At 65.7% G+C, this 21,177-nt stretch carries 27 protein-coding genes and 2 pseudogenes; 18 read left to right on the top strand and 11 right to left on the bottom strand.

Annotated features, from left to right (window positions below):
- Positions 1 to 55: 55 nt before the first annotated feature.
- The 5 genes and pseudogenes from arsH to E3U26_RS07845 all read right to left on the bottom strand — a co-directional run bounded on the left by arsH (position 56) and on the right by E3U26_RS07845 (position 3,154).
- Positions 56 to 763 carry an arsenical resistance protein ArsH gene (gene arsH / locus E3U26_RS07865; RefSeq protein WP_017998456.1) on the bottom strand — a complete coding sequence of 236 codons (708 nt, stop codon included), beginning with the start codon at positions 761 to 763 and terminating at the stop codon, positions 56 to 58.
- Positions 760 to 1,833, bottom strand: coding sequence for an arsenic resistance protein (gene arsB / locus E3U26_RS07860; RefSeq protein WP_499105788.1), 1,074 nt, complete (start codon positions 1,831 to 1,833; stop codon positions 760 to 762). Before arsB ends, arsH begins: the two co-directional genes overlap by 4 nt.
- A gap of 12 nt (positions 1,834 to 1,845) precedes the next feature.
- A complete protein-coding gene (arsC, locus tag E3U26_RS07855) occupies positions 1,846 to 2,271 on the bottom strand; it encodes an arsenate reductase (glutaredoxin) (RefSeq protein ID WP_166435598.1) in 426 nt (141 codons plus the stop codon).
- A 276-nt stretch (positions 2,272 to 2,547) separates the two neighbouring features.
- Positions 2,548 to 2,799 (bottom strand): annotated as a pseudogene (locus tag E3U26_RS07850) (arsenate reductase/protein-tyrosine-phosphatase family protein); the annotation flags it as partial.
- Positions 2,792 to 3,154 carry an ArsR/SmtB family transcription factor gene (locus E3U26_RS07845; RefSeq protein WP_499104718.1) on the bottom strand — a complete coding sequence of 121 codons (363 nt, stop codon included), beginning with the start codon at positions 3,152 to 3,154 and terminating at the stop codon, positions 2,792 to 2,794. The pseudogene E3U26_RS07850 and the gene E3U26_RS07845, both read right to left, overlap by 8 nt.
- Before the next feature lie 713 nt (positions 3,155 to 3,867).
- Between E3U26_RS07845 and E3U26_RS07840 the strand changes: the two genes are divergently transcribed.
- The 11 genes from E3U26_RS07840 to E3U26_RS07790 all read left to right on the top strand — a co-directional run bounded on the left by E3U26_RS07840 (position 3,868) and on the right by E3U26_RS07790 (position 10,499).
- Complete coding sequence (locus tag E3U26_RS07840) at positions 3,868 to 4,065, top strand: hypothetical protein (RefSeq protein WP_499104717.1); 198 nt, start codon at positions 3,868 to 3,870, stop codon at positions 4,063 to 4,065.
- Between the two features lie 121 nt (positions 4,066 to 4,186).
- A complete protein-coding gene (locus E3U26_RS07835; protein WP_017998452.1) occupies positions 4,187 to 4,435 on the top strand; it encodes a hypothetical protein in 249 nt (82 codons plus the stop codon).
- Positions 4,436 to 4,868: 433 nt separating this feature from the next.
- On the top strand, positions 4,869 to 5,228 hold the full coding sequence (locus E3U26_RS07830; protein WP_011749407.1) for a hypothetical protein: 360 nt from the start codon (positions 4,869 to 4,871) through the stop codon (positions 5,226 to 5,228).
- 257 nt (positions 5,229 to 5,485) lie between these two features.
- The gene (locus tag E3U26_RS07825) at positions 5,486 to 5,692 is read left to right on the top strand and encodes a cold-shock protein (protein WP_011749408.1); all 207 of its coding nucleotides are present in this window, start codon (positions 5,486 to 5,488) and stop codon (positions 5,690 to 5,692) included.
- Between the two features lie 117 nt (positions 5,693 to 5,809).
- Positions 5,810 to 6,100 carry a DUF982 domain-containing protein gene (locus tag E3U26_RS07820; RefSeq protein WP_010400435.1) on the top strand — a complete coding sequence of 97 codons (291 nt, stop codon included), beginning with the start codon at positions 5,810 to 5,812 and terminating at the stop codon, positions 6,098 to 6,100.
- A gap of 546 nt (positions 6,101 to 6,646) precedes the next feature.
- Entirely contained in the window at positions 6,647 to 6,853 is a 207-nt protein-coding gene (locus tag E3U26_RS07815; RefSeq protein ID WP_011749411.1) for a cold-shock protein, read from the top strand.
- A 54-nt stretch (positions 6,854 to 6,907) separates the two neighbouring features.
- Entirely contained in the window at positions 6,908 to 7,108 is a 201-nt protein-coding gene (locus E3U26_RS07810) for a hypothetical protein (RefSeq protein ID WP_011749412.1), read from the top strand.
- 387 nt (positions 7,109 to 7,495) lie between these two features.
- Entirely contained in the window at positions 7,496 to 7,972 is a 477-nt protein-coding gene (locus tag E3U26_RS07805; RefSeq protein ID WP_499104716.1) for an alpha-crystallin domain-containing protein, read from the top strand.
- Between the two features lie 83 nt (positions 7,973 to 8,055).
- A complete protein-coding gene (locus E3U26_RS07800; protein ID WP_011749414.1) occupies positions 8,056 to 8,559 on the top strand; it encodes an Hsp20/alpha crystallin family protein in 504 nt (167 codons plus the stop codon).
- A gap of 99 nt (positions 8,560 to 8,658) precedes the next feature.
- Complete coding sequence (locus tag E3U26_RS07795) at positions 8,659 to 9,024, top strand: SPW repeat protein (protein ID WP_011749415.1); 366 nt, start codon at positions 8,659 to 8,661, stop codon at positions 9,022 to 9,024.
- 98 nt (positions 9,025 to 9,122) lie between these two features.
- A complete protein-coding gene (locus E3U26_RS07790) occupies positions 9,123 to 10,499 on the top strand; it encodes a DegQ family serine endoprotease (protein WP_499104715.1) in 1,377 nt (458 codons plus the stop codon).
- Positions 10,500 to 10,596: 97 nt separating this feature from the next.
- On the opposite strand, the gene E3U26_RS07785 is transcribed toward E3U26_RS07790, so the two are convergent.
- From E3U26_RS07785 to E3U26_RS07775, 3 genes are all read right to left on the bottom strand, one after another.
- On the bottom strand, positions 10,597 to 11,388 hold the full coding sequence (locus E3U26_RS07785) for a phytanoyl-CoA dioxygenase family protein (RefSeq protein WP_214273067.1): 792 nt from the start codon (positions 11,386 to 11,388) through the stop codon (positions 10,597 to 10,599).
- Between the two features lie 306 nt (positions 11,389 to 11,694).
- The gene (locus tag E3U26_RS07780; protein ID WP_499104714.1) at positions 11,695 to 12,381 is read right to left on the bottom strand and encodes a DUF899 domain-containing protein; all 687 of its coding nucleotides are present in this window, start codon (positions 12,379 to 12,381) and stop codon (positions 11,695 to 11,697) included.
- A gap of 2 nt (positions 12,382 to 12,383) precedes the next feature.
- Positions 12,384 to 12,617 (bottom strand): hypothetical protein, encoded by a 234-nt coding sequence (locus tag E3U26_RS07775; protein WP_214273065.1) that lies wholly within the window; start codon positions 12,615 to 12,617, stop codon positions 12,384 to 12,386.
- Positions 12,618 to 12,676: 59 nt separating this feature from the next.
- On the opposite strand from E3U26_RS07775, the gene E3U26_RS07770 reads away from it, so the two are divergent.
- The 6 genes from E3U26_RS07770 to E3U26_RS07745 all read left to right on the top strand — a co-directional run bounded on the left by E3U26_RS07770 (position 12,677) and on the right by E3U26_RS07745 (position 17,580).
- Positions 12,677 to 13,900 carry a helix-turn-helix domain-containing protein gene (locus tag E3U26_RS07770; protein WP_499104712.1) on the top strand — a complete coding sequence of 408 codons (1,224 nt, stop codon included), beginning with the start codon at positions 12,677 to 12,679 and terminating at the stop codon, positions 13,898 to 13,900.
- A gap of 9 nt (positions 13,901 to 13,909) precedes the next feature.
- Entirely contained in the window at positions 13,910 to 14,554 is a 645-nt protein-coding gene (locus tag E3U26_RS07765; RefSeq protein WP_499104711.1) for a Vgb family protein, read from the top strand.
- Positions 14,555 to 14,662: 108 nt separating this feature from the next.
- A complete protein-coding gene (locus E3U26_RS07760; protein ID WP_499104710.1) occupies positions 14,663 to 15,070 on the top strand; it encodes a cupin domain-containing protein in 408 nt (135 codons plus the stop codon).
- 4 nt (positions 15,071 to 15,074) lie between these two features.
- Positions 15,075 to 15,890 (top strand): AAC(3) family N-acetyltransferase, encoded by an 816-nt coding sequence (gene aac(3), locus E3U26_RS07755; protein ID WP_499104709.1) that lies wholly within the window; start codon positions 15,075 to 15,077, stop codon positions 15,888 to 15,890.
- Between the two features lie 93 nt (positions 15,891 to 15,983).
- Positions 15,984 to 16,577, top strand: a complete 594-nt coding sequence (locus tag E3U26_RS07750) for a DUF6088 family protein (protein WP_499104708.1) — start codon at positions 15,984 to 15,986, stop codon at positions 16,575 to 16,577.
- On the top strand, positions 16,570 to 17,580 hold the full coding sequence (locus E3U26_RS07745; protein ID WP_499104707.1) for a nucleotidyl transferase AbiEii/AbiGii toxin family protein: 1,011 nt from the start codon (positions 16,570 to 16,572) through the stop codon (positions 17,578 to 17,580). The genes E3U26_RS07750 and E3U26_RS07745 overlap by 8 nt, the downstream gene beginning before the upstream one ends.
- A gap of 438 nt (positions 17,581 to 18,018) precedes the next feature.
- Here the strand turns inward: E3U26_RS07745 and istB are convergent, their stop codons facing one another.
- From istB to E3U26_RS07730, 3 genes are all read right to left on the bottom strand, one after another.
- Positions 18,019 to 18,747: an IS21-like element ISPkr1 family helper ATPase IstB gene (gene istB, locus E3U26_RS07740; protein WP_024843951.1), complete on the bottom strand. Its 729-nt coding sequence runs from the start codon at positions 18,745 to 18,747 to the stop codon at positions 18,019 to 18,021.
- Positions 18,677 to 20,245: an IS21 family transposase gene (gene istA / locus E3U26_RS07735; RefSeq protein ID WP_028717560.1), complete on the bottom strand. Its 1,569-nt coding sequence runs from the start codon at positions 20,243 to 20,245 to the stop codon at positions 18,677 to 18,679. The genes istB and istA overlap by 71 nt, the downstream gene beginning before the upstream one ends.
- A gap of 108 nt (positions 20,246 to 20,353) precedes the next feature.
- Positions 20,354 to 20,692: an SDR family NAD(P)-dependent oxidoreductase gene (locus E3U26_RS07730; RefSeq protein WP_499105787.1), complete on the bottom strand. Its 339-nt coding sequence runs from the start codon at positions 20,690 to 20,692 to the stop codon at positions 20,354 to 20,356.
- A 40-nt stretch (positions 20,693 to 20,732) separates the two neighbouring features.
- On the opposite strand from E3U26_RS07730, the pseudogene E3U26_RS07725 reads away from it, so the two are divergent.
- Positions 20,733 to 21,148 (top strand): annotated as a pseudogene (locus E3U26_RS07725) (transposase); the annotation flags it as partial.
- Positions 21,149 to 21,177 lie beyond the last annotated feature (29 nt).

The following is a 21,177-nucleotide window of genomic DNA, read 5'->3' as shown; positions in this document are numbered from 1 at the left end:
CGGCGCGATCCGGGTGCATCTCGCGATCGCTCCCCGATATCGCGCCTCTCCAGCCTCATGTCGCGGCCTTGAGGTTCAGCCGTTCCTCAAGCTTTGCGGCCGTCTCCTTGCGCTCGCTGTAGCGGTCGGTCAGGAAGGCCGACAGGTCGCGGGTCAGCAGGGTGAACTTCACCAGTTCCTCCATCACGTCGACGATGCGGTCGTAATAGCTCGACGGCCGCATCCGCCCGGCCTCGTCGAACTCCTGATACGCCCTGGCGACCGAGGACTGGTTCGGGATCGTCAGCATCCGCATCCAGCGGCCCAGCACCCGCATCTGGTTCACCGCGTTGAAGCTTTGCGAGCCGCCCGAGACCTGCATCACCGCCAGCGTGCGGCCCTGCGTTGGCCGGATCGCGCCCATCGACAGCGGGATCCAGTCGATCTGCGCCTTCATCACCCCGGTCATCGCCCCATGGCGTTCCGGGCTGGTCCAGACCTGGCCTTCGGACCACAGGCACAGGTCGCGCAACTCCTGCACCTTCGGATGCGACGGGTCGGCATCCTCGGGCAGCGGCAGGCCGTTGGCGTGGAACACCCGCGTCTCGCAACCGAAATGCCGCAGCAGGCGCTCGGCCTCCAGCGTGGCGAAGCGGCTGTAGGAGCGTTCGCGCAGCGAGCCGTAGAGCAGCAGGATGCGCGGCGGATGGGTTGCTCGCGGCAGGTCGGGAATCGCGGGCGCGCGCAGGCAGTCGGGCGACAGGTTCGGCAGGTCGGGGATCATGCGCGGGCCTCTTGCGGGGTTGCTGCGGGGAACCAGCGGCGGCCCAGCCACAGGGCGGCGTTGACCAGAAGGATCAGCACCGGCACCTCGACCAGCGGGCCGATGACCGCGGCGAAGGCCACGGGCGAGGCCAGCCCATAGGCGGCGATGGCGACGGCGATGGCCAGCTCGAAATTGTTGCCGGCGGCGGTGAAGGCGATGGCGGTGCTGCGCGGATAGTCCCGGGCGATCAGGCGGCCCATGGCGAAGCTGACGGCGAACTGGATGGCGAAGTAGAGCACCAGCGGCACGGCGATCCTGATGGTGTCGAGCGGCAGGCGCACGACATCGCCGCCCTTCAGGCTGAACATCGCCACGATGGTGAAGAGCAGCGCGGCCAGCGTGATCGGGCTGATCTTCGGCAGGAAGACGTCCCGATACCACTCCTCTCCCCTGCGCCGGATCAGCACATGCCGGGTCAGGAAGCCGGCGGCGAAGGGGATGCCCAGGTAGATCAGCACCGCCTCGGTCACCGTCCGGAAACCCACCTCGATCACGCTGCCCTCCAGCCCGAACAAGGGCGGCAGCACGGTCAGGAACAGCCAGGCATAGGTCGAGAAGAACAGGATCTGGAAGATCGAGTTGAACGCCACCAGCCCGGCGACATATTGCCCGTCGCCGCGCGCCAGCTGGTTCCAGACCAGCACCATGGCGATGCAGCGCGCCAGGCCGATCAGGATCAGCCCGGTCATGTATTCGGGATGATCGCGCAGGAAGATCACCGCTAAGGCGAACATCAGCACCGGCCCGATCAGCCAGTTCTGCACCAGCGACAGCACCAGCACGCGCTTGTCGGCAAAGACCCGGGGCAGGTCCTCGTAGCGGACCTTGGCCAGCGGCGGATACATCATCAGGATCAGCCCGATGGCGATGGGGATATTGGTCGAGCCGACCGCCATGGCGTTCAGCGCATCCGGCAGGCCGGAGAACAGCGTGCCCAGCAGGATGCCGAGCGCCATGGCCGCGAAGATCCACAAGGTCAGGTAGCGGTCGAGAAAGGAAAGCCGGCGGGCCGGGCTGTCGGGGGTCATCATCTGTTCCTTTCAGGCCGGGCGAATGCGGTTGCCCTGGGCATCCACGACTTGCTCGCCATCTTCCTTGCTGAAGGCGGCGCGCTGCGGCGGCAGCAGGTCCAGCACCTGCTCCGAGGGCCGGCAGAGCCGCACGCCCCTGGGGCTGACCACGATGGGCCGGTTGATCAGCACCGGATGCGCCAGCATCGCCTCGATCAGCGCGGCGTCGGTCAGCGCCGGGTCGTCCAGGCCAAGCTCGGCATAAGGCGTACCCTGCTGGCGCAGCAGATCGCGCGGCGCGATGCCCATGCGGGCGATAAGCTGCTCCAACATCGCGCGCGAGGGCGGCGTCTTGAGGTATTCCACCACATGCGGCTCGATCCCGGCATTGCGGATCAGCGCCAGCACGTTGCGCGAAGTGCCGCAGTCCGGGTTGTGATAGATCACGACGTCCATGCTGTCTCCTGCCTCGCTTGTGCCTTCGGAGCATCCGATCTCGTGCAGCCTGGAGACGAGGCTGGCGCGGTCCAGGGTGCCGATCGGCAGGGCGGCAAAGGCCTGGATGCGCGCCTTCATGTAGCGCAGCGTCTCGATGAAGGCCATGTCGCGCTGCAACTCGCTGCCGGTCGCGGCTGCCGGGACTGGAAGGCCCCAATGCGCTGTCATCGGCTGGCCCGGCCAATAGGGACAGGCCTCGCCCGCCGCGTCGTCGCAAACGGTGAAGACGAAATCCATCACCGGCGCGTCGGGCCCGGCGAATTCGTCCCAGGTTTTCGAGCGCAGCCCTTCGGTCGGGTAATGGTAGTTCTGCAGGATCTTCAGGGTCCGCGGATGCACCTCTCCCTTCGGCTGGCTGCCGGCCGAGAAGGCGCGGAACCGCGCGCCGCCCTCCTTGCGCAGCACGCTTTCGGCGATGAGCGAGCGGGCGGAGTTGCCGGTGCAGAGAAACAGCACGTTGAAGACACGAGGCGAGGCGTCAGCCATGCAGGGCATCCTTGCTGGGTTCACAGGCACAATCCAGCGCGTCCGCGACCGGCGCGCAGATCTCGGGGTGGCCGTCGCAGCAATCGCGCATCAGGAATGCGATCAGTCCGGCCAATGTCGCAAAGACGGCGCTGTAGATGATGAAGCGCCCCTCGCGCCGGGACCGGATCAGCCCGGCATGTTCGAGATGGGTCAGGTGGAAGGATAGCCGCGAAGTGGTCGCGTCCCCCAGGGCCTCGCCGATGGCCCCGGCCGCCATGCCGTCAGGCCCGGCCTTGACCAGCAGCCGGACGATGCGCAGCCGGGTCTCCTGCGACAGCGCCGCGAAGCCGGCAAGGGCGTGGTGCTCTTCCATCGAATCAACCTCTCAAGATATGTTGAGGCAATGAAGGTGAGACCTGATGCTGTCAAGCCAGCAGGTGCACCTCGGCAACGGCTGTTCGGGAATCCGCGGAATGTCAACATTGAAGCGGACGCAGTTCAGCATCTGTAAAGTCTCGTTTCCCATGTCCTGGACACGCGGAGGAAATAGCTGGCGTGACATCATCGTATCCCGATGGCGCGGACCCCGACGGTCGATAACGACGCTGGCGGCGCTTTAGGACCCACGAGATTGGAGCGACATTCTTTCCAGCCATATGACCAGCTTGCACGATAGTTTCGATCCGGAGGGCGCAATTCCATCCCTTCGACCCCATGTCTTGTTCATCCGAGCGGGATCTCCGGGCGGTGCCATGGAGGACCCCATTGTGGGCACCAGCCCATAGAACGACGCTCTGGACCCGAGGGACACCCGTCAGGCTCAGCAGGGCGAGCCGCCGGCAGCCCCGCAGCAGGGCGACAACGATCCGAAAGACGACCCCATGCGGAAGCCTGCTGACCACAGATGACGGCCGGCTGCCATTCGAAAGGCGAAGCGGGTGGAAACCTGCGGGCCCCCGATCTTCCGGTAAATTGCCGCACCAAGGCGTGGTCGAAATCTGCGCTGGTATGCGGCATTCAAAAGCTGGAAGGTGAAGCGGCGGATCCAGGTCCGCCGTTTTCGCTCGTCCAGATAGCGAGGTTTCCATGACCAAACGTGTTGCCCTGACCGACGCGCTCACCGGAGCTACCGAAATCTTTGCTCAGCCGCCGTGGCATCTTGAGGGGATCCGCCATTTCCAGAATGGGGCTCTGGTGAAGCTTGTCCATGACGACGGAACAACCCGGCTCATTCCGATCAGATCTTGCACGTCCGGGCTGTTCGAGCGGTTCCGGGACTGGTGACGCGACACGCGCCAGCCATGCTGACGGTCAAGCCGGCCGATACCGGTGCAAAACGGGTATCCGGTCTTCGTCCTTCGGGGCAACCAGCAATCGCCTGACACGAGGCGCCAGGCAGCAACCGATGGAAGGCAGGAAGGTGGCAATCGAAAGCCCGGATCAATACGAAGCCGCCATAGAGCACCTGCTGCAAATGCTCTTTCTGGCCACCGAGCGGCCCGGCCTGCTCATGACGACGGATTTGCGGGAACACCTCGCTCTCGCGGCCCAGAAGCGCGACAGGCACGGAGACTTCGGCGCAGCGCGATTGCTGATCGAATGGGCCGACCGGATCGACGCGGCAGCGGAAAGAACCGATCCCGCGCCTGAATAGGAATCGCAAAAGCCGACCGACGCAAAACTCGTCGTAACGGCCATCGACTGCGCTGACCTCATCCTGCCGTTGCAGCATCGCCTCGTCGTCACCGAGATTTCTTTCTCGGGCTTTCCGGAGGTTGGTCGATAGGCGAATGTCTCCTATGGCCTGCAGCCCCCTGACACCCCATATCAGCCATTCCTGTTCGAATTTTTTCGTCCGGCAACAGGGAGACCCAGACCGTGGATTCCGCAGACATCGCCAGCACCCCCGAGAAACGACCCGAGCCGCAGCATGATGCAGGAGCGCGCCGGCGTCGGAAAAGGGACGGGAACGAGCGCGGCATGCTGATTCGTGCCGCGAGCGGCATGGACGATCCGACGACCGATCAGGCGTGATCGATGGGCCGGCAGGCCCAAGAGGAGCGACCGCATAAAGGGAAGGGGCGAAAATGGTCTCATTGGTCGAGAACAGCGACAGAGATATCAGGGAACGGCTGAGCGATATCGAGCTCCGCTTGAGCGAGCTGGAACTGCAGGGCCTCCAGGGCGGGGTCTATTCCAACCCCGGCGGCAAGGAGCAGAGCCTGAGGGATGTCCTGGCCTGGCTGGAGCGGATGACCCCGGTGGTGCGCCGGCTCTACTGGGCGATCAAGGAGGCGGCTCCCCAATTCGATGGGCCGGACAGAAAGGCGCTCGACCAGGCCGTGGGCGCGCTCGATGCATGGCAATCCGCCCATTCGCGGCTGCATGAGACGATAGCGGAAACGAACGCCAGGGAACTGGGCGGCAAGGAACAGCACGAAAGCTGAGACTTGCAGTTTGCGGTAAAAACGGCGTTTCTCCGGATTTTCCGTCGATGCGGGTCGCCAATTCTTTCCTTGCCGAACAACGGGTAATGGGCCGGGATCGCGTGATTCCCGGAATTTCCTCGTAAACTCAGCCGGCATGACCTATATAGGATCTGCATCTCTTGTTTTCGGACCCTGTTCCTTGCGGCTCAGCTTCGATCTTCAGCTTTGCCGGGCCGCTGCACTGTGTGAGCGGCATTTTTGAAAGGAACAGCACGATGGCCAATGGCACCGTGAAATGGTTCAACTCCAATAAAGGCTTCGGCTTCATTGCCCCGGAAACGGGCTCGAAGGATGTCTTCATCCATATTTCCGCGCTCGAGCGCGCCGGCATCCATCATTTGAACGATGGCCAGGCGATCGCCTATGATATCGAGCGTGACCGCAATGGCCGGGAATCGGCAACGAATCTCGTTCTCTCCTGAGAGCAGCGCCGAAGGGTAATACAGGCGGGGTAGGCTTCATGCCGTCTCCGCTTTTCCTTGAGGAGGGTGGGCATGCGTTGCCCGCCATTCCGACCGTTCCGACAGAAAAGTTTCATTATGGAAATTCACTGGGGTACGCCCCTTTCATTCGTCATTTCGTCTGCCGGCGAAGTGCAGAAGTTCAGCACGATCGAGCAGGCGAGATACTGGCTCCGCAGGAGGTGGCCGGTTTCCAATACGGCCCAGCACCATGCGCTGGAGCAGCTGGATGCCGCCCTGCACTGCCTTGTATCGGTGGGATCGGCGCGACGGGCTTTCATCGCTGCTGCAAAAGCTGCCGGTTTCGTGCCCGAAACCTCGATCGCACAATCCGCACGTCCCTTGTCCGCTTGCATGGCGACGATCTGAGACCGGGGTTGGTCCTGCTATGGCGGTGCCTGTGCGGGAATGGAAATGCTCCGCAGAGTGACCAGCCGAAAGCCAGCTGGTCGATCCTGAACAGGCTGTGGGGCCTCGGCCAAGAGCTATCGCAAGAAAGATAAGCTACCGGGACTTTCGAGTGCCTCGGATATTCCGATGCCCTTGGCGTACAAGCCAACCCTGCGCTTAGTAGGTATACGCTATAGGTGCGTCCGAAGATGGGGGCAGAAGATAATGTCCCACCATTCTCATGGTCGGGTTCCAGTCGAAAATTCTCAGATCAATCGGTTTTCGAGCGATTCCGGGAATTCTTGTCTGGCCAAGTGGAAAATAGCCAGGTTTGGCTCCATTGATTGAGGCATCGGACAAATGCGATGCAAGAATGTTTTGCTTTATCCGGCGCGAAGGCGCATACAGGGGGCGCTACGTTGCTTCTCTCTGCATCCTGTCTCCTTTCGGCTTCAGTCTGCTTTTGAACTGACCGGGCCGGGTTGCTGCATTCCGCGAGCGACAAATCCACAAGGAGATATCACGATGGCCAATGGCACCGTGAAATGGTTCAACGCCGCCAAGGGCTTCGGCTTCATCGCGCCCGAGCATGGCGGCAAGGACGTGTTTCTGCACATCTCGGCCCTCGAGCGGGCCGGGCTTAACAGCGTTGCGGATGGTCAGGCCGTGACCTTCGAAATCGAGTCGGGCCGCGATGGTCGCGAATCGGCCAGCAGGCTGGCGCTCGCCTGATCCTGTCGAACAGCCTGGCCATCTGGCCGGGCTGAACCCCTTCGGGAGACCCGTATGTTGGCCAAGGCGAGAAACCTTTTCCGCGACCCTGCGCCCCTGACGGCGATGGATCGCACCACTTCCGAGGCGAAGCTCATCGTCGATGAACAGGCCCGCAAGAGGAGCGAGCTGACGGCATCCCTCAAGGCTGCACGGTTGGCGAAAGAGGCGGCAGACGCCGCCACCGGCGTGCCTGCGAAAAAACGCAAGAAATAGCGGATGCGCGGGGGCACCTGCTTTCTTCGCTGTAACGCCGACTCTCACTACGGCCGAAACGTTGCGCGAAGATGTCTCGATCCATTTCCCATGATTCCGATTGGACGGGATGCAGGGGATATTCATCTTTTTTTAGGCCAGCGCTAGCCGGCTTGACGGCGGACAGTCTCCCGCGCTTTTCCTGTGCCTTTTATCAGCCAGACAGGGGCTTTCCGGGCGCACGAAAGAGGCCGCATTCGCGGCGCTTTCATCCCCTTGAACCGCCATTTCCTCGCCCTAAATCGTGGATCGCCGGAAGCCTCGAACGGGGCCGGCATGCCGGGGCGGATGCAACGGCACCGCACGGCGAAAGACTTGTATCCATGTTGCTCAACGGAGGATGTGGCTATGAGAACCACTTTCGACTTTTCCCCTCTCTACCGGTCGAGCATCGGTTTCGACCGGATGCTGAACGCGCTGGAAGCGGCAAGCCGGGTCGAGACGGTCGACAACTGGCCGCCCTATGACATCGCCAGGACCGGCGGGGACGACTATCGCATCACCATGGCGGTGGCGGGCTTCTCGCCCGACGAACTGGCCATCACGCAGGAACGGACCGTTCTGACGGTGACCGGCCGCAAGGCTGGCGAGGACAAGGGCGAGTATCTGCATCGCGGCATTGCCGAGCGCAGCTTCCGCCGGCGCTTCCAACTCGCCGATCATGTCAGGGTGACCGGCGCCGAACTGCTGAACGGGCTGCTGACGATCGACCTGCGGCGCGAGATCCCCGAAGAGATGAAGCCGCGCCGGATCGAGATCGCCCCGGGCAAGGCCCTGCCCAAATCCCAGCCGCAGCAGGTCGAGACCGGCAAGCAGGCCGCCTGAGGCCCTGTCACCGCACGATCCCCGCCGGCCGCCGGGCAGCGCCCGGCGTTTCCGGCAACCTGTTGCCATGAAGGAGGAAAACCATGAATGTCCGAGATCTGATCCCCTGGAACCGCAATGGCGGCAACCAGCTTCCCACCGCCTTCCGCGACGGCGACCGCGATCCCTTCCTGTCGCTGCATCGCGAGGTGAACCGGCTGTTCGACGACGTCTTCCGCGGCTTCGGCCTGCCCGCGGTCGGCACGGTCCCTGCCTTTGGCGGCGGCTGGCCGAGCGTCGAGATCTCCGACAACGAGAAGGAGATCAGGGTGACGGCCGAGGTGCCGGGCCTTGACGAGAAGGACATCGAAGTCCTGCTGGATGACGGCGTGCTGACGCTGAAGGGCGAGAAACGCTCGGAGGTCGAGGATAAGGACCGGCAATTCTCGGAACGCTTTTACGGCCGTTTCGAGCGCCGTATCCCGCTGGGCGCCGAGATCCGCGAGGACGAGGTCGATGCGCATTTCAGGAACGGCGTGCTGACCGTGACCCTGCCCAAGACGGAAAAGGCGCAGTCGCAGGTCAAGCGCATCGCCATCAAGGGCTGAGCCATCGCGGCGGCGACAACCGCCGCCGCATCCAGCCTTCCCCCGCAGGGGAAGGTCCATTGACGGGATCACCAAGCAACCGACAAGGAGGAGTGAACGATGCTGAAATCCCTGTCTCTCGATCGCCGGACGGCATTCGACATCGCCAATGTCGTTGCCGGTCTCGGTCTTCTGCTGTCGCCCTGGTATCTCGGCTTCGCGGCCGAGACCGCCGCGGCGTGGAACGCCTGGCTCGTCGGGGCCGCGATGACGCTGATCGCGCTGGCCGCGCTCTTCGCGTTCCACAGGCTTGAGGAATGGGCCAATGCCGCCCTTGGCCTCTGGGCGGTGATCGCGCCCTGGGTTCTGGGCTTCGCGACCCTCGCGGCGGCGATGTGGGTGCATGTGATCGCCGGTCTGGTCGTCGCGATCCTGGCGGGCGTCAGCCTGTGGTCGGGCGGCGACCGGCCCTATTCGACAGCGTGACGTCCCGAACGGCCCGGCAACCCGCCGGGCCGTTTTCTTGTTCTCCGTCTGGTCTCGGGCGAGAAAGGAAATCACCACCGATCAAACGGAGATTGCCGATGTCGATGAAAATCCCCCGACTGCGCGCGGCCGTCATCACGCTGTGCACGATCCTGGCGCTGGTCGCGCCGCCCCAAGCGGCTGTCGGGCAGCCCATGCCCGAGGCTGGGGGCGGTATTCCCACCATCGCCCCGATGCTGTCGCGCGTGACCCCGGCGGTGGTCAATATCGCGGTGGTCTCGGAAACGCCGGCGGTATCGAACCCGCTTTACAACGATCCCTATTTCCGCCGTTTCTTCGATCTTCCCGACCCGCCGATGCGGCGGCAGATGAGCGCCGGCTCCGGCGTGATCGTCGATGCCGAAAACGGCTATGTGCTGACCAACCATCACGTCGTCGCCGAGGCCAGCGCGATCAGCGTCACCCTGAAGGACGGGCGCCAGTTCCGGGCCGAGCTCGTCGGCGCCGACCAGGCCACGGAAATCGCCCTGCTGCGGATCGAGGCCGAGGATCTGGTCGCGCTGGAGATCGGCGATTCCGACCGCCTTCAGGTCGGCGACTTCGTCGCCGCCATCGGCAACCCCTTCGGCCTGGGCCAGACGGTGACCTCGGGCATCGTCAGCGCGCTGGGGCGCAGCGGCATCAGCCGCGAGGGCTATGAGGATTTCATCCAGACCGACGCCTCGATCAATCCGGGCAATTCGGGCGGCGCGCTGGTGACGCTGGACGGCCGGCTGGTCGGCATCAACACCGCCATCCTGACCCCGGCAGGGGGCAATATCGGCATCGGCTTCGCGGTGCCCAGCAACATGGCCGTCGCCGTGATGCGGCAGCTGATCGAGCACGGCGAGGTGCGGCGCGGCAGGCTGGGCATCGGCATGCACGACCTGACGCCCGACCTGGCCGAGGCGCTGGAGCTGGGCGGCATCCACGGCGCGGTGATCGCGAATGTCGAGCCCGGCTCGCCCGCCGAGAAGGCGGGGCTGAAGGCGGGGGACGTGGTGACCGCTGTCGACGGCGCCCCGGTGCAGGGCGCCACGCATCTGCGCAACCGGCTGGGCCTGACGCCCGTCGGCAGCACCATCCGCCTGACGGTCAGGCGCGACGGGGATGCGCGGGAGGTCGCCCTGACCATCACCGCCGATGCGACCTCCTCCGGTGATTTCGCCGGCACGCCGCTGGATGGCGCCCGGCTGCGCAACGCCTCGGCGGAGGAGGCGCGCCGGGCGGGCAGTGCCGGGATCATGGTCGACAGCGTCGAGCCGGACAGCCTTGCGGCCTGGATCGGCCTGCGCCGCGGCGACATGATCGTCGCCGTCAACCGGACGCCGGTTTCCTCGGTCGCGGATTTGCGTGGCATGCTTGCCGGCCGCCGAGCCGTCGCGGCGCTGGAACTGATCCGCGACGGCAGCCGTCTTTTCATCGTCGCAAGGTGAACGACGGCGGCGGCATGGAGAGGGCCAGGAAGACGCAGGGTGTTGTCACCGATGCCTGGGCGTCGCTCATCTGACGCAGCCCCGGACCCTGCCGGTTTCAGAATGCCAGCCCGCAGGCCCTGCGGATGGCGATCTGGACGGGCGAGGGCGGCAAGGCCGGGTCGAACTCGCCCTTGGGCAGCAAGGGCGGCTGGGCCATGAAGCGGGGTCTTGTCCCCCGGTGCGGCTGTGCGGCATGGACCAGGAACGGATGGCACAGATAGACCGTGCCCGCCGCGCCGGTCGCCAGCACCTCGGGGCAGGTCTCGGTCGAGGCATAGCCGTTCGCCGACAATTGCCGTAGCGTCGCGCCTGCCGCCCCATGGGGCAGCAACTCGCGGGCAATGGCCATATGCGAGCCCTGCCTGATCCGGGTCGGTGCATCGCCGGGCCCGACATCCGAGAACAGGAACAGCATCAGCAACGCGCGGCCACTGCTTTTGACATTGACCCGCCACTCCATGAAATCCGGGCTGTCGCCGAAGCTCATGTCCACATGCCAGCCATCGTCGCCGGGGGCGATGGGCGAGGGGAAGCGGATCGGGAAGCTGCCGAGGCCCTGCGGCGCAAGCCAGCGCCCCGGCCCGGCAAGCTGGTCATAGGCCCGGTGCAGCAGCGGGGTGTTGGCGGCCTGGACGAAGGCGGGCGTGGACATCGCTGCGATCCGGATGACGGGTCGCGTCCAGCCCTCGGGCCGGTCGGGCGAGAGGCCCGCAGCTGCCCATAACTCGTCCCGGCATTGCCGGGCGAGGTCGGTGGGGAAGGCGCCGTCGATCCTGACGAAGCCGTCCTCGATGAAGCTCTGGACCTGACACTCGGTCAGGCCGGTGGGTTCGGGATTGGTCATCATGCATTCTCCGCTTGGCGCCCCAATCGCGGGCGCCGTGTCGATCTGATGGTGCGAAAGCGCCGGCGGCAGGGCCGGTCAGATCAGCGGGAAGAATGTAGACATGAACATCATGGTCGGAATTTAAGGCGGGCAGCCGGGGGCTGCAAGCCATGTTCCCTGGCCGCTTGCGACCTGTTTTCCCTGCTCGCGGTTATCGAGGGGCATTCTTGCCCGGCCAGCCGCGCCCGGCCCCTCGTCCGGACAGATGCCCTGACATCGTCCTAAGCGCCGGATGCTCAGCGCCCGCCCTGATCCTCTGCGCCCGGCTCAGTATTCGTCATGCAGCCTGAGCCAGCTCATGGCGCCGTTCTCGTTGCGGCCCTTGGGGGTGAGGTCCAGCCAGTTGAACGCGCCCATCAGCAGTTCCACGCCGCGGTGATAGGTGGAATAGCTGTGGAAGATGGCGTCGTCCTGCCGCACGAAGATGCTGACCCCGAACATGTCCGGGCTGTTCCTGATCACCGTGCCGTAATTGTAGATCGCCCGGCCGGCGGCGCGATCCTCCTCGGTGAAGGAAACGCCGAAGTCGTGGTTGAAATCGCCGTCTCCCGAGGACAGCCAGGGAAAGCGCCAGCCCATCCGCCGCCGGACCTCCTCGATCTGCGGGACCGGCGCGCGCGAGACGGCGGCGAAGGCCAGGTCGGCCTGCTCAAAATGCTGCCGGGCGGCATCGACATGGTCGACGACGAAGGAACAGCCCGAGCAGAGATGATCCGAACCCGGCGTCAGCATGAAGTGATAGATGGCAAGCTGGCTGCGGGTCCCGAACAGGTCGCCCAGCGTCACCTCGCCGTCGGGCCCCATGAAGCGATAGGGCTTGTCGATGCGGACCCAGGGCATCCGCCGCCGCTCGGCGCGCAGGGCGTCGAGCTGGTGGGTCATGTCGCGTTCGCGGGCCAGCAGCGCCTTGCGGGCCTCCAGCCATTCCTCGCGGGAAACGATGGCTTGGGTCATGGTCAGTCTCCTTTCCGGGTTGGGTCTTGGCCTGCCATCAGCCGCAACCAGGGCGGCAGGTGGAACAGGCTCATCAGCAGATACATCATGGTCATGCCGTACAGCGGCAGCGGACCGGGCCCGGACAGGCAGAGCGCGGGCGAGGCCGCCGTGATCCAGGCCATGACGGCGAAGCAGGGCGCTGCCGCAAGGGCCAGCCAGCCTGCCGCGCCGGGCTTTCCCGTGGGCGTTGTCATTCCGGGCCTCCCGTCCGATGCTTTGCAGCAACGACTCTAGGACGGGGCGGCATCCGGGCGTGAGTAACAAGCATGACGGGATTGCGGCGGCTGCGCAGGCGCTGGCGGCGGGGGATGCGCTGACGGCGCTGAAGCGGGTCGCCTTGCGCGACGATCCGCCGGCTCTGGCGCTGCGCGGCATCGCCATGGCGCAGCTGGGCGATCTCGACCGGGCGCGGGACCTGCTGCGCCGCGCCGCGCGGGGGTTCAGCGCCGATCCTGCGGCCCGCGCCCGCTGCCGGCTGGCCGCGGCGGAAATCGCGCTGGTCACGCGCGACCTGGGCGCTCTGGAGCAGGCGCTTGGCACGGCGCGAGGCGCGCTTGCGGCGCAGGACGACCGGGCGAACGCCGCCCATGCCGGCTACCTGCAGGCCCGGCTGCTGCTGCTGACCGGGCGTCTCGATCAGGCCGAGGCGGTGCTTGAGACGCTGGATGCCGCCGCGCTGCCCCCGGCGTCGCGCCCCGGCGGCTGGTTGGTCGCCGCGGGCATCGCCATGCGGCGCATCCGGGCCGGCGATGCGCGGGCCGCGCTGGACCGGGCCGCCCGTGCCGCGCATCAGACAGGCATCGCCGCATTGGCGGCCGAGGTCGCACAGGCGCGCGCCGCCTTCGACGCCCCGGCCGCGCGGCTGATCGAAAGCGGGCGCGAGGTGCTGCTGGACCTGGCCGGGGTCGAGGCGGCGATCGGTTCGGACATGCTGCTGGTCGATGCCTGCCGCAACCTGCTGCGCGGCGGCGCGACGCTGGTGCCGCTGGCCGGGCGGCCGGTGCTGATGGCGCTGCTGCGCGCCCTGGCCGAGGCCTGGCCCGGCGACGTGCCGCGCGAAACCCTGCTCGCGCGTGCCTTTCGCGCCCGCCAGGCCGACGAGTCGCATCGCGCCAGGCTGCGGGTGGAGATCGGGCGGCTGCGCAGGCAACTCGCCCCGCTGGCCGGGATCAGCGCGACCGGCCGGGGCTTCGTGCTGGAGCCGTGCGGGCGCAGGATCGCCGTGCTGGCCCCGCCGGTCGAGGGTGACCATGCCGGGCTGCTGGCCCTGCTGGCCGATGGCGAGGCCTGGTCGAGCTCGGCGCTGGCCCTGGCGCTGGATGTCAGCCCGCGCAGCGTGCAGCGCGCGCTGGCGGAACTGCGGCGGGCCGGCAGGGTGGAGTGGTTCGGCCATGGCCGCGCCCGGCGCTGGATCGCGCGGAGCGTGCCGGGTTTCCCGACAGGCTTGTTACTCCCGGCGCCGCTGCCGATGCGCTAGGATGGGCCCATGAAACGCATGGCTGAAATCATTCGCGAATACGGCCCCTTTCCGGGAATCGAGGAGGTGCATGGCGTCAGTTTCGACGGAAGGCAGGTCTGGTTCGCCAGCGGCGAGCGGCTGAATGCGCTGGACCCCGACAGCGGCGAGCTGGTGGGGAAGCTGGAGATTCCCACCGATGCCGGCACGGCTTTCGACGGCACGCATCTGTTCCAGATCGCCGGGCCGGTCATCCGCAAGATCGACCCGGAGAGCGGCGCGGTTCTGGCGACCATTCCCGCGCCCGAGGGCGGCAATTCCGGGCTGGCCTGGGCCGAGGGTTCGCTTTGGGTGGGCCAGCATCGCGGGCGCCGCATCCACGAGGTCGATCCCGAAACCGGCGAGGTGCTGCGCAGCATCGACTCCGACCGCTTCGTCACCGGCGTGACCTGGGCCGACGGCGCGCTCTGGCACGGCACCTGGCAGGGCGAGGAAAGCGACATCCGCCGCATTGACCCCGCAACCGGCGCGGTGCTGGAACGGCTGGAGATGCCGCCGGGCACCGGCGTCTCGGGACTGGAATCCGATGGCGGCGAGCGGTTCTTCTGCGGCGGTGGCGGCAGCGGAAAGCTGAGGGTCGTCCGTCGTGGGAAGGCGGCTTCGGCTGCGACGTAAGGCTCTCGGAGATTGTTTCGCGGACCGGGCCCAAGCGGCGGACCTGACAGCGGGGCCTCAGCAGGCTATGCTGTCGGGGTCCTTTCCACCAGCCACCGGGAGGCAGCGATGAGCGACGATCACACCGGCAAGGGCGTCCTGCATCTGCCGGCCGGCGAGGGACGGCGCTACGCCCTTGGCCGGATGACGGCGGTGTTCAAGGCCGACGAGGACGAGACGGCTGCGCACTACAGCGTCTCGGAATGGTGGCTGGAGCCCGGCGCCGACGGCCCGGGCGCGCATTCGCATGAGGGCAATGACGAGATCTTCTACGTGATCGCCGGCACCATCAGCTTCCTGGCCGGGGAGGACTGGCTGGACGCGCCGCAAGGGACGTTCCTGCGCATCCCGGCCGGCGTGATCCATGACTTCCGGAACCGCACCGCCGAGCGCGTCGGTCTGCTGAACGTCTTTATCCCCGGCGGGTTCGAGCGCGACATGCCCGCCATCGCCGACTGGTTCAGAGACAATCCCTAGGCTCATGCGCAGCAAGTCCTCGATCACGGCGGACCTTCGGCGGCTTGGCCTGCGGCCGGGCGATCTGGTGATGGTCCACGCCTCGCTGAAGGCTCTCGGCCCGGTCGCGGGTGGCGCAGCCGGGGTCGCCCAGGCGCTGCTGGATGCCGTGGGGCCGGGCGGCACGGTGATGGGATATGCGTCCTGGGACCGCTCGCCCTATGAGGAGACGCTGAACGGCGCCCGGATGGACGAGGATCTGCGCCGCGACTGGCCCGCCTTCGATCCCTCGACCGCCGGGACCTATCGCGGCTTCGGCCTGCTGAACCGGTTCCTTGCGGCGCTGCCGGGGGCGCGGCGCAGCGCCCACCCGGATGCCTCGATGATCGCGGTCGGCCCGCTGGCCGGCACCCTGGTCGAACCGCATAGGCTGGGGCAGGCCCTGGGCGAAGGCTCGCCGCTGGAACGCTTCGTGCGCCTTGGCGGCAAGACCCTGCTGCTGGGCGCGCCGCTCGATGCCGTGACCGTGCTGCATTATGCCGAGGCCGTCGCCGACATCCCCGGCAAGCGCCGCATCAGCTACGAGATGCCGATGCTGGGCCCGGATGGCCGGACGGTCTGGGAGGCGGCCACGGATTTCGACTCGAACGGCATCCTCGATTGCTTCGCGGTCGAGGGCCGGCCGGATGCGGTCGAGACCATCGCCCGCGCCTATGTCGAGACGGGCCGGCACCGCGAGGGCATGGTCGGCGCCGTGCGCTGCCATCTGTTCGACGCGCAGGATATCGTCGCCTTCGGCGTCGGATGGCTCGAGCGGCAGTTCGGATCGGTAAACCCTTAGATTCGCCGTGCCGGTGCGGCCTGCCCCCATCCCGGGAGCGCTCGTTGCAAACTGTCAGAAAACTGCATATATTCCTGACAGGAGATAAAACCCATGCAACGATTGACCGAACAGATTCTGGCGCATGCGGAGCGGCTTCCCGATGGAACGCCGCTGACGGCAAAGGGCTTGCTGCATCTTGGCAGCCGGGCAGGGGTGGACCAGGCCTTGTCGCGCCTTGCCGAGCGTGGGCAGTTGATCCGCGCCGGCCGGGGGCTTTACCTCTGCCCGGTCACCAGCCGGTTCGGCACCCGCGCGCCTTCGGTGGAACAGACCGTCGAGGCACTGGCGATCCAGCGTGGCGAGGTGATCGTGCCGAGCGGTGCGGCGGCCGCGAACGAACTCGGCCTGACCACCCAGGTCCCGATACGGTCGGTGTATCTGACTTCGGGGCGCAGCCGGACGATCCCCCTCGGCAAGCAGGTCGTCGAATTGCGCCACGCGCCGCGCTGGCAGCTTGCTTTGGCTGACAAGCCAGCCGGTCAGGCGGTTCGCGCTCTGGCCTGGCTCGGGCCTGAAAAGGTCGATCTGGCACTGAGTACCTTGAAACGAAAACTGCCGCCGACCGCGTTTGCGGAACTGGTGACGGCTGCGCCTCAGTTCCCGACCTGGCTTGCCAGAAGCGTCAGCAAGGCGGCGCATGGCTGAGGCTTTCTTCACTCTGTCGACCGAGGACCGGCGGGAGGCATTGCGCGTGGCCGCCGATCGCTCCGGTCGTCCGCTGCATCTGCTGGAAAAGGATATCTGGGTCGTCTGGGCGCTGCAGACCCTTTTCGGCTCCGCGCTCGGCGAGCATCTCGTGTTCAAGGGTGGCACCTCGCTGTCGAAGGCCTATGGCGTTATCCAGCGCTTCTCCGAGGATGTCGATCTGACCTATGATATTCGCAGGCTGGTGCCCGATCTGGTCGGAGACGGGGAAGAAATCCTGCCGAAAACCCGGAGCGAGGAGAAGCGCTGGTCCGCTGCGGTTCGCGAGCGCCTGCCGGAATGGGTGGTGAAGGATGTCCAGCCCTTGATCGCCGAAGCGATGATAAGGGAGGGCGTTCCGGGCACCATCCGTATCGAGGGCGACAAGCTGTTCATCGACTATGAACCGGCCGGGCGCGGATCGGGCTACGTGTCACCCTCGGTGATGCTGGAGTTCGGGGCTCGCTCCACCGGTGAGCCGGCGAGTCCTCGGGACATAGCCTGCGATGCTGCCGGCTTTGTCGAAGGCGTATCCTTTCCCGCAGCCCGACCACGGGTCATGCATGCCGAGCGGACATTCTGGGAAAAGGCGACTGCCGCGCATGTCTTCTGCCTTCAGGCCCGCCTTCGCGGTGATCGCTTTGCCCGGCATTGGTATGATCTGGCCAAGCTGGATGAGGCAGGTCTTGCCGATGCCGCGCTGGCTGATCGCGACCTGGCGCAGGCGGTCGCCGCGCATAAGCAGATGTTCTTTTCCGAAAAGGCCGCCGACCGGTCGGTGATCGACTACAGTGCGGCCGTGGCAGGGCAACTGCGGCTTGTCCCCGAAGGCGATACCTTGGTGGCGCTTGGCGATGATTACCGGCGCATGACCGAGGACGGGCTTCTGCTCGCGGATGCGCCGCCTTTCGAGGCCGTCATCGAGCGATGCGGTGAAATCCAGGCCCGGGCTAATCAGAGATAGCGCCGGTAGCATTCGGGTCGGCAGCCCGGCTTGGCATTGACAGATTGAGCGGGAAGGGTAGGGTCAAGGAATAAGGCCAGTCACGGCTCCTACCATGTTCGAGCTTGGTTCTCGCGTTCACGGAGAGTAGCCGGAAAGGCGATTATCTCTTTCTATACAAAGACTTCAAGCGAGTGTTGGTCTCGGTGGTTGCACGCCCCCGCAACCAGAAATCCTGCACTTTGCACAACCTCCTGTTCGCAGGAGGTTTTTTGCTGTCCGCTCAACCGATCCGCACCCAGGCTCAGCGCCAGAATCCCGGCCAGATCTGTCAATCGGCACGCAACTTTGACCCCCTTTCGGCGCCCAATAATGACCCCGCTTGGTCAGCACGGGTAGCTGGCCCGATGCGGTGTAGCCTCCATACAGCGCAACCGGATCGGGCCAGCGGCGTCTCGGTCATTCCCGCGTCTTGAAGCGCCAGCTCTCGTTGCCGGTCTCGACGATGTCACAGTGATGGGTCAGTCGGTCGAGGAGCGCCGTTGTCATCTTCGCGTCTCCGAAGACGGTCGGCCATTCGCCGAAGTCGAGGTTCGTCGTCACGATGATCGAGGTGCGTTCGTAAAGGCGACTGATGAGGTGGAACAGGAGCTGGCCACCCGTCTGGGCGAACGGCAGATATCCCAACTCGTCGAGGATCAGGAAGTCGAGGCGGCACAGGAGATCCGCAGTGCGTCCCTGTCGGTCGGCGCGGGCTTCGGCGTCCAGCTTGTTCACCAGGTCCACGACGTTGAAGAAGCGGCCGCGCTTGCCACGGCGGATGCAGGCCCGGGCGATGCTGACGGCAAGGTGGGATTTGCCGGTCCCGGTGCCGCCGATGAGGACGACGTTACGCTGATGCTCGAGGAACTCTCCGGAGGCCAGATCGCGCACCAGCGTTTCGTTTACGGGCGTGTCTTCGAAGCTGAACTCGTCGACTTCCTTGGCCAAGGGCAGCTTGGCGATGGTCATCTGGTATTTGATCGAGCGAGCTTGTTTCTCGCTGATCTCGGCGTTCAGCAGGTCGCCCACGATTTGCTGCGGTTCGTGCTGTCGCTTCACCGCCGTGGCGATGATCTCATCGTAGGCGGCCTTCATGCCGTAGAGCTTCAACTGGCCCATCGCGTCCAGCACCTGTGATCTTTCCATGGCGGGGTCTCCTGAGGCTGTCGTAGCGTTTGCAGTCGGCCACGGGCTCGCAGGTCAGGCGCAACGCGTCCGGCGTGGCGATGGTCAACGGAGGTGGTGGCTCGCGATGTCGGGCCAGGATGTTCAGAACGACCGATGCCGCCGGGGCGCCTTCGGTCAGGGCCTCGACGCAGGCAGCCTCGACGGCTTCCAGTCCATCCGTTGGGATCATGCTCAGGATCTGGACCATCTGACGGTCACCGTTCGGCACGCGCCCCAGCTTACGCTGGACGCGTCGTATCGCCGGCGGCAGTTCCCATTCCTTGAAGGGAGCGCCGTTTCGAAGGGCGCCGGGCTTGCGGGCCAGCACCGGGATGTAGTGCAGCGGGTCATAGATGGCCTTGTCGCGCCCGAAGGCGCGGTCGTGCCGGCCGACGATCTTGCCGTCCTGCCAGACCTCGACCCGCTCGGCATAGGCGCGGATCTCGACCGGACGGCCGACGGCGCGACCATCGACCGAGTAGCGGTTCTTGTCGAACCTAACGAGGCAGGTCTTGGACACCGAGGCCGGCACGGCATGGAATCCGTCGAAAGGGCCGACGTAGGGCACCAGGCTCGCCCGCTCATCCTGGAACACGTCCCAGATTGTCCGATCACGCAATTCCTGGTGCGGATGGGCCTTGGCCCAGGCAATACAGCGATCCTGAAGCCAGGCGTTGAGTTCCGCGTAGCTCTTGAAGCGCGGCCGCGGCACGAAGAACCGCCGCCGGACAACGCCAACCTGGTTCTCTACTTGTCCCTTCTCCCAGCCGGACGCGGGGGTGCAGGCGACGGGATCGACAAGGTAGTGTCCGCACATCTGCTGGAACCGGCGATTATACGCGCGGTCGCGGCCGACGAAGATCGTGTCCACCGCCGTCTTCATGTTGTCGTAGATCCCACGCGCACAGGCGCCGCCGAAGAAGGCAAAGGCCTTGTCATGGGCATCGAACACCATTTCCTGCGTCTCTCGCGGGTAGGCCCGGACGAACAGCATCCGGCTATGACAAAGCCGGACGTGAGCCACCTTCACCGTGGTGGTCACGCCGTCGATCAGAACGACCTCGTGACTCCAGTCGAACTGGTAGGCTTCACCCGGATCGAAGCTCAGTGGCACATAGGCGGCGGCTGACGCTTCCTGCTCCGCCTGCGACCACGAAGCCGCATAGCGTCGGACCGCGTCGTAGCCGCCGTCATATCCGAGGGCCCTGAGCTCTTCGAAAATCCGGATGCGGGTCAGCCGCTCGCGCTTCGGCTTGCGCGCATTCGCCGCCAGCATCTCGTCGAGCTTGCCTTTCCAGGGACCGATCTTCGGCTGCGGTTGGACGGTTCGCTCGTAAGTCATCTCCGTTGCGCCGGACCGGATCACCTTCCGAACCGTGTTCCGCGATACCCGCAGCTCTCGGCAGATATGCTTGATCGACTTCTTGTCCTGGAAATACGCCCGGCGGATCTTCGCAATCGTCTCCACAACCAGCATCCCACACTGTGCCCCCCGATAGCCTCGGAGGCATCATGACCATCAGCGTAAGGGGGGTCATTTTTGGAAGCCGATTACCCCGTTACGGGGTCAATTTTGCACGCCGGTTCACAAGCCGACATCCTCGACCTCGCCGATGCGGCCCATCTGGATCCGGCCGAGCGCCTTGGCCTTGCGGGCCGGATCGGTGCCGGTCGCCCCGCGATAAAGCGGCGTGTCGATCCAGCCCGGCGCGATGCCATTCACCCGGACGTTGTGGCCGGCGAACTCGGCCGAAAGCGCGCACACGACGCCCAGCAGGGCGGTCTTGGCGACCGTGTAGCCCATCACATAGGGCAGGCTCATGTAGGAGGCCATCGAGGCGGTGAAGATGACGGCGCCGCCGCCGGTCTCGGCCTGCCGGGCGATGATCGGGCGCGAGAACTCCAGCGCGCCGCGCAGATGCACGTCCACGACCGCGTCGATGTCCTGATGGGTGGTTTCCAGGTTCGTCGAAAGCTTGTTGCGCTTGGCTGGCCTTGGCTGGTCGGTGCCCGACTTCAGCACGCAGTCTCGCCGCTCGCCGTGGACATCCCGTATCGCGGCTCCGGAGGGCCGTTGCACCTGCTGATCGACAGCACCGGCATCAAGGTTGAGGGCGAAGGCGAATGGCATGCACGCAAGCACGGTGGCCCGAAACGGCGCGTCTGGCGCAAGATCCATCTCGGGATAGACGAGCAAAGGCTGGAGGTTCGAGCCGTCGAGATCACCGGGAGCTATACCGGCGATGCGCTGATGCTGCCCGACCTTCTCAGCCAGATACCGGAGGGCCAGGAGATTGGCAGCGTCACGGCAGACGGCGCCTACGATCGACCGCCTGCAGAAAGGCTGGTTGCCGGAACAGATCGCCGGGCGCACGCGGTTTGAGAGCCATCGCCACCGCGTCTGCCACG

Source organism: Paracoccus ferrooxidans (assembly GCF_029909815.1).
GTDB lineage: Bacteria > Pseudomonadota > Alphaproteobacteria > Rhodobacterales > Rhodobacteraceae > Paracoccus > Paracoccus versutus.
This window is presented reverse-complemented; position numbering and strand designations above follow the sequence as displayed.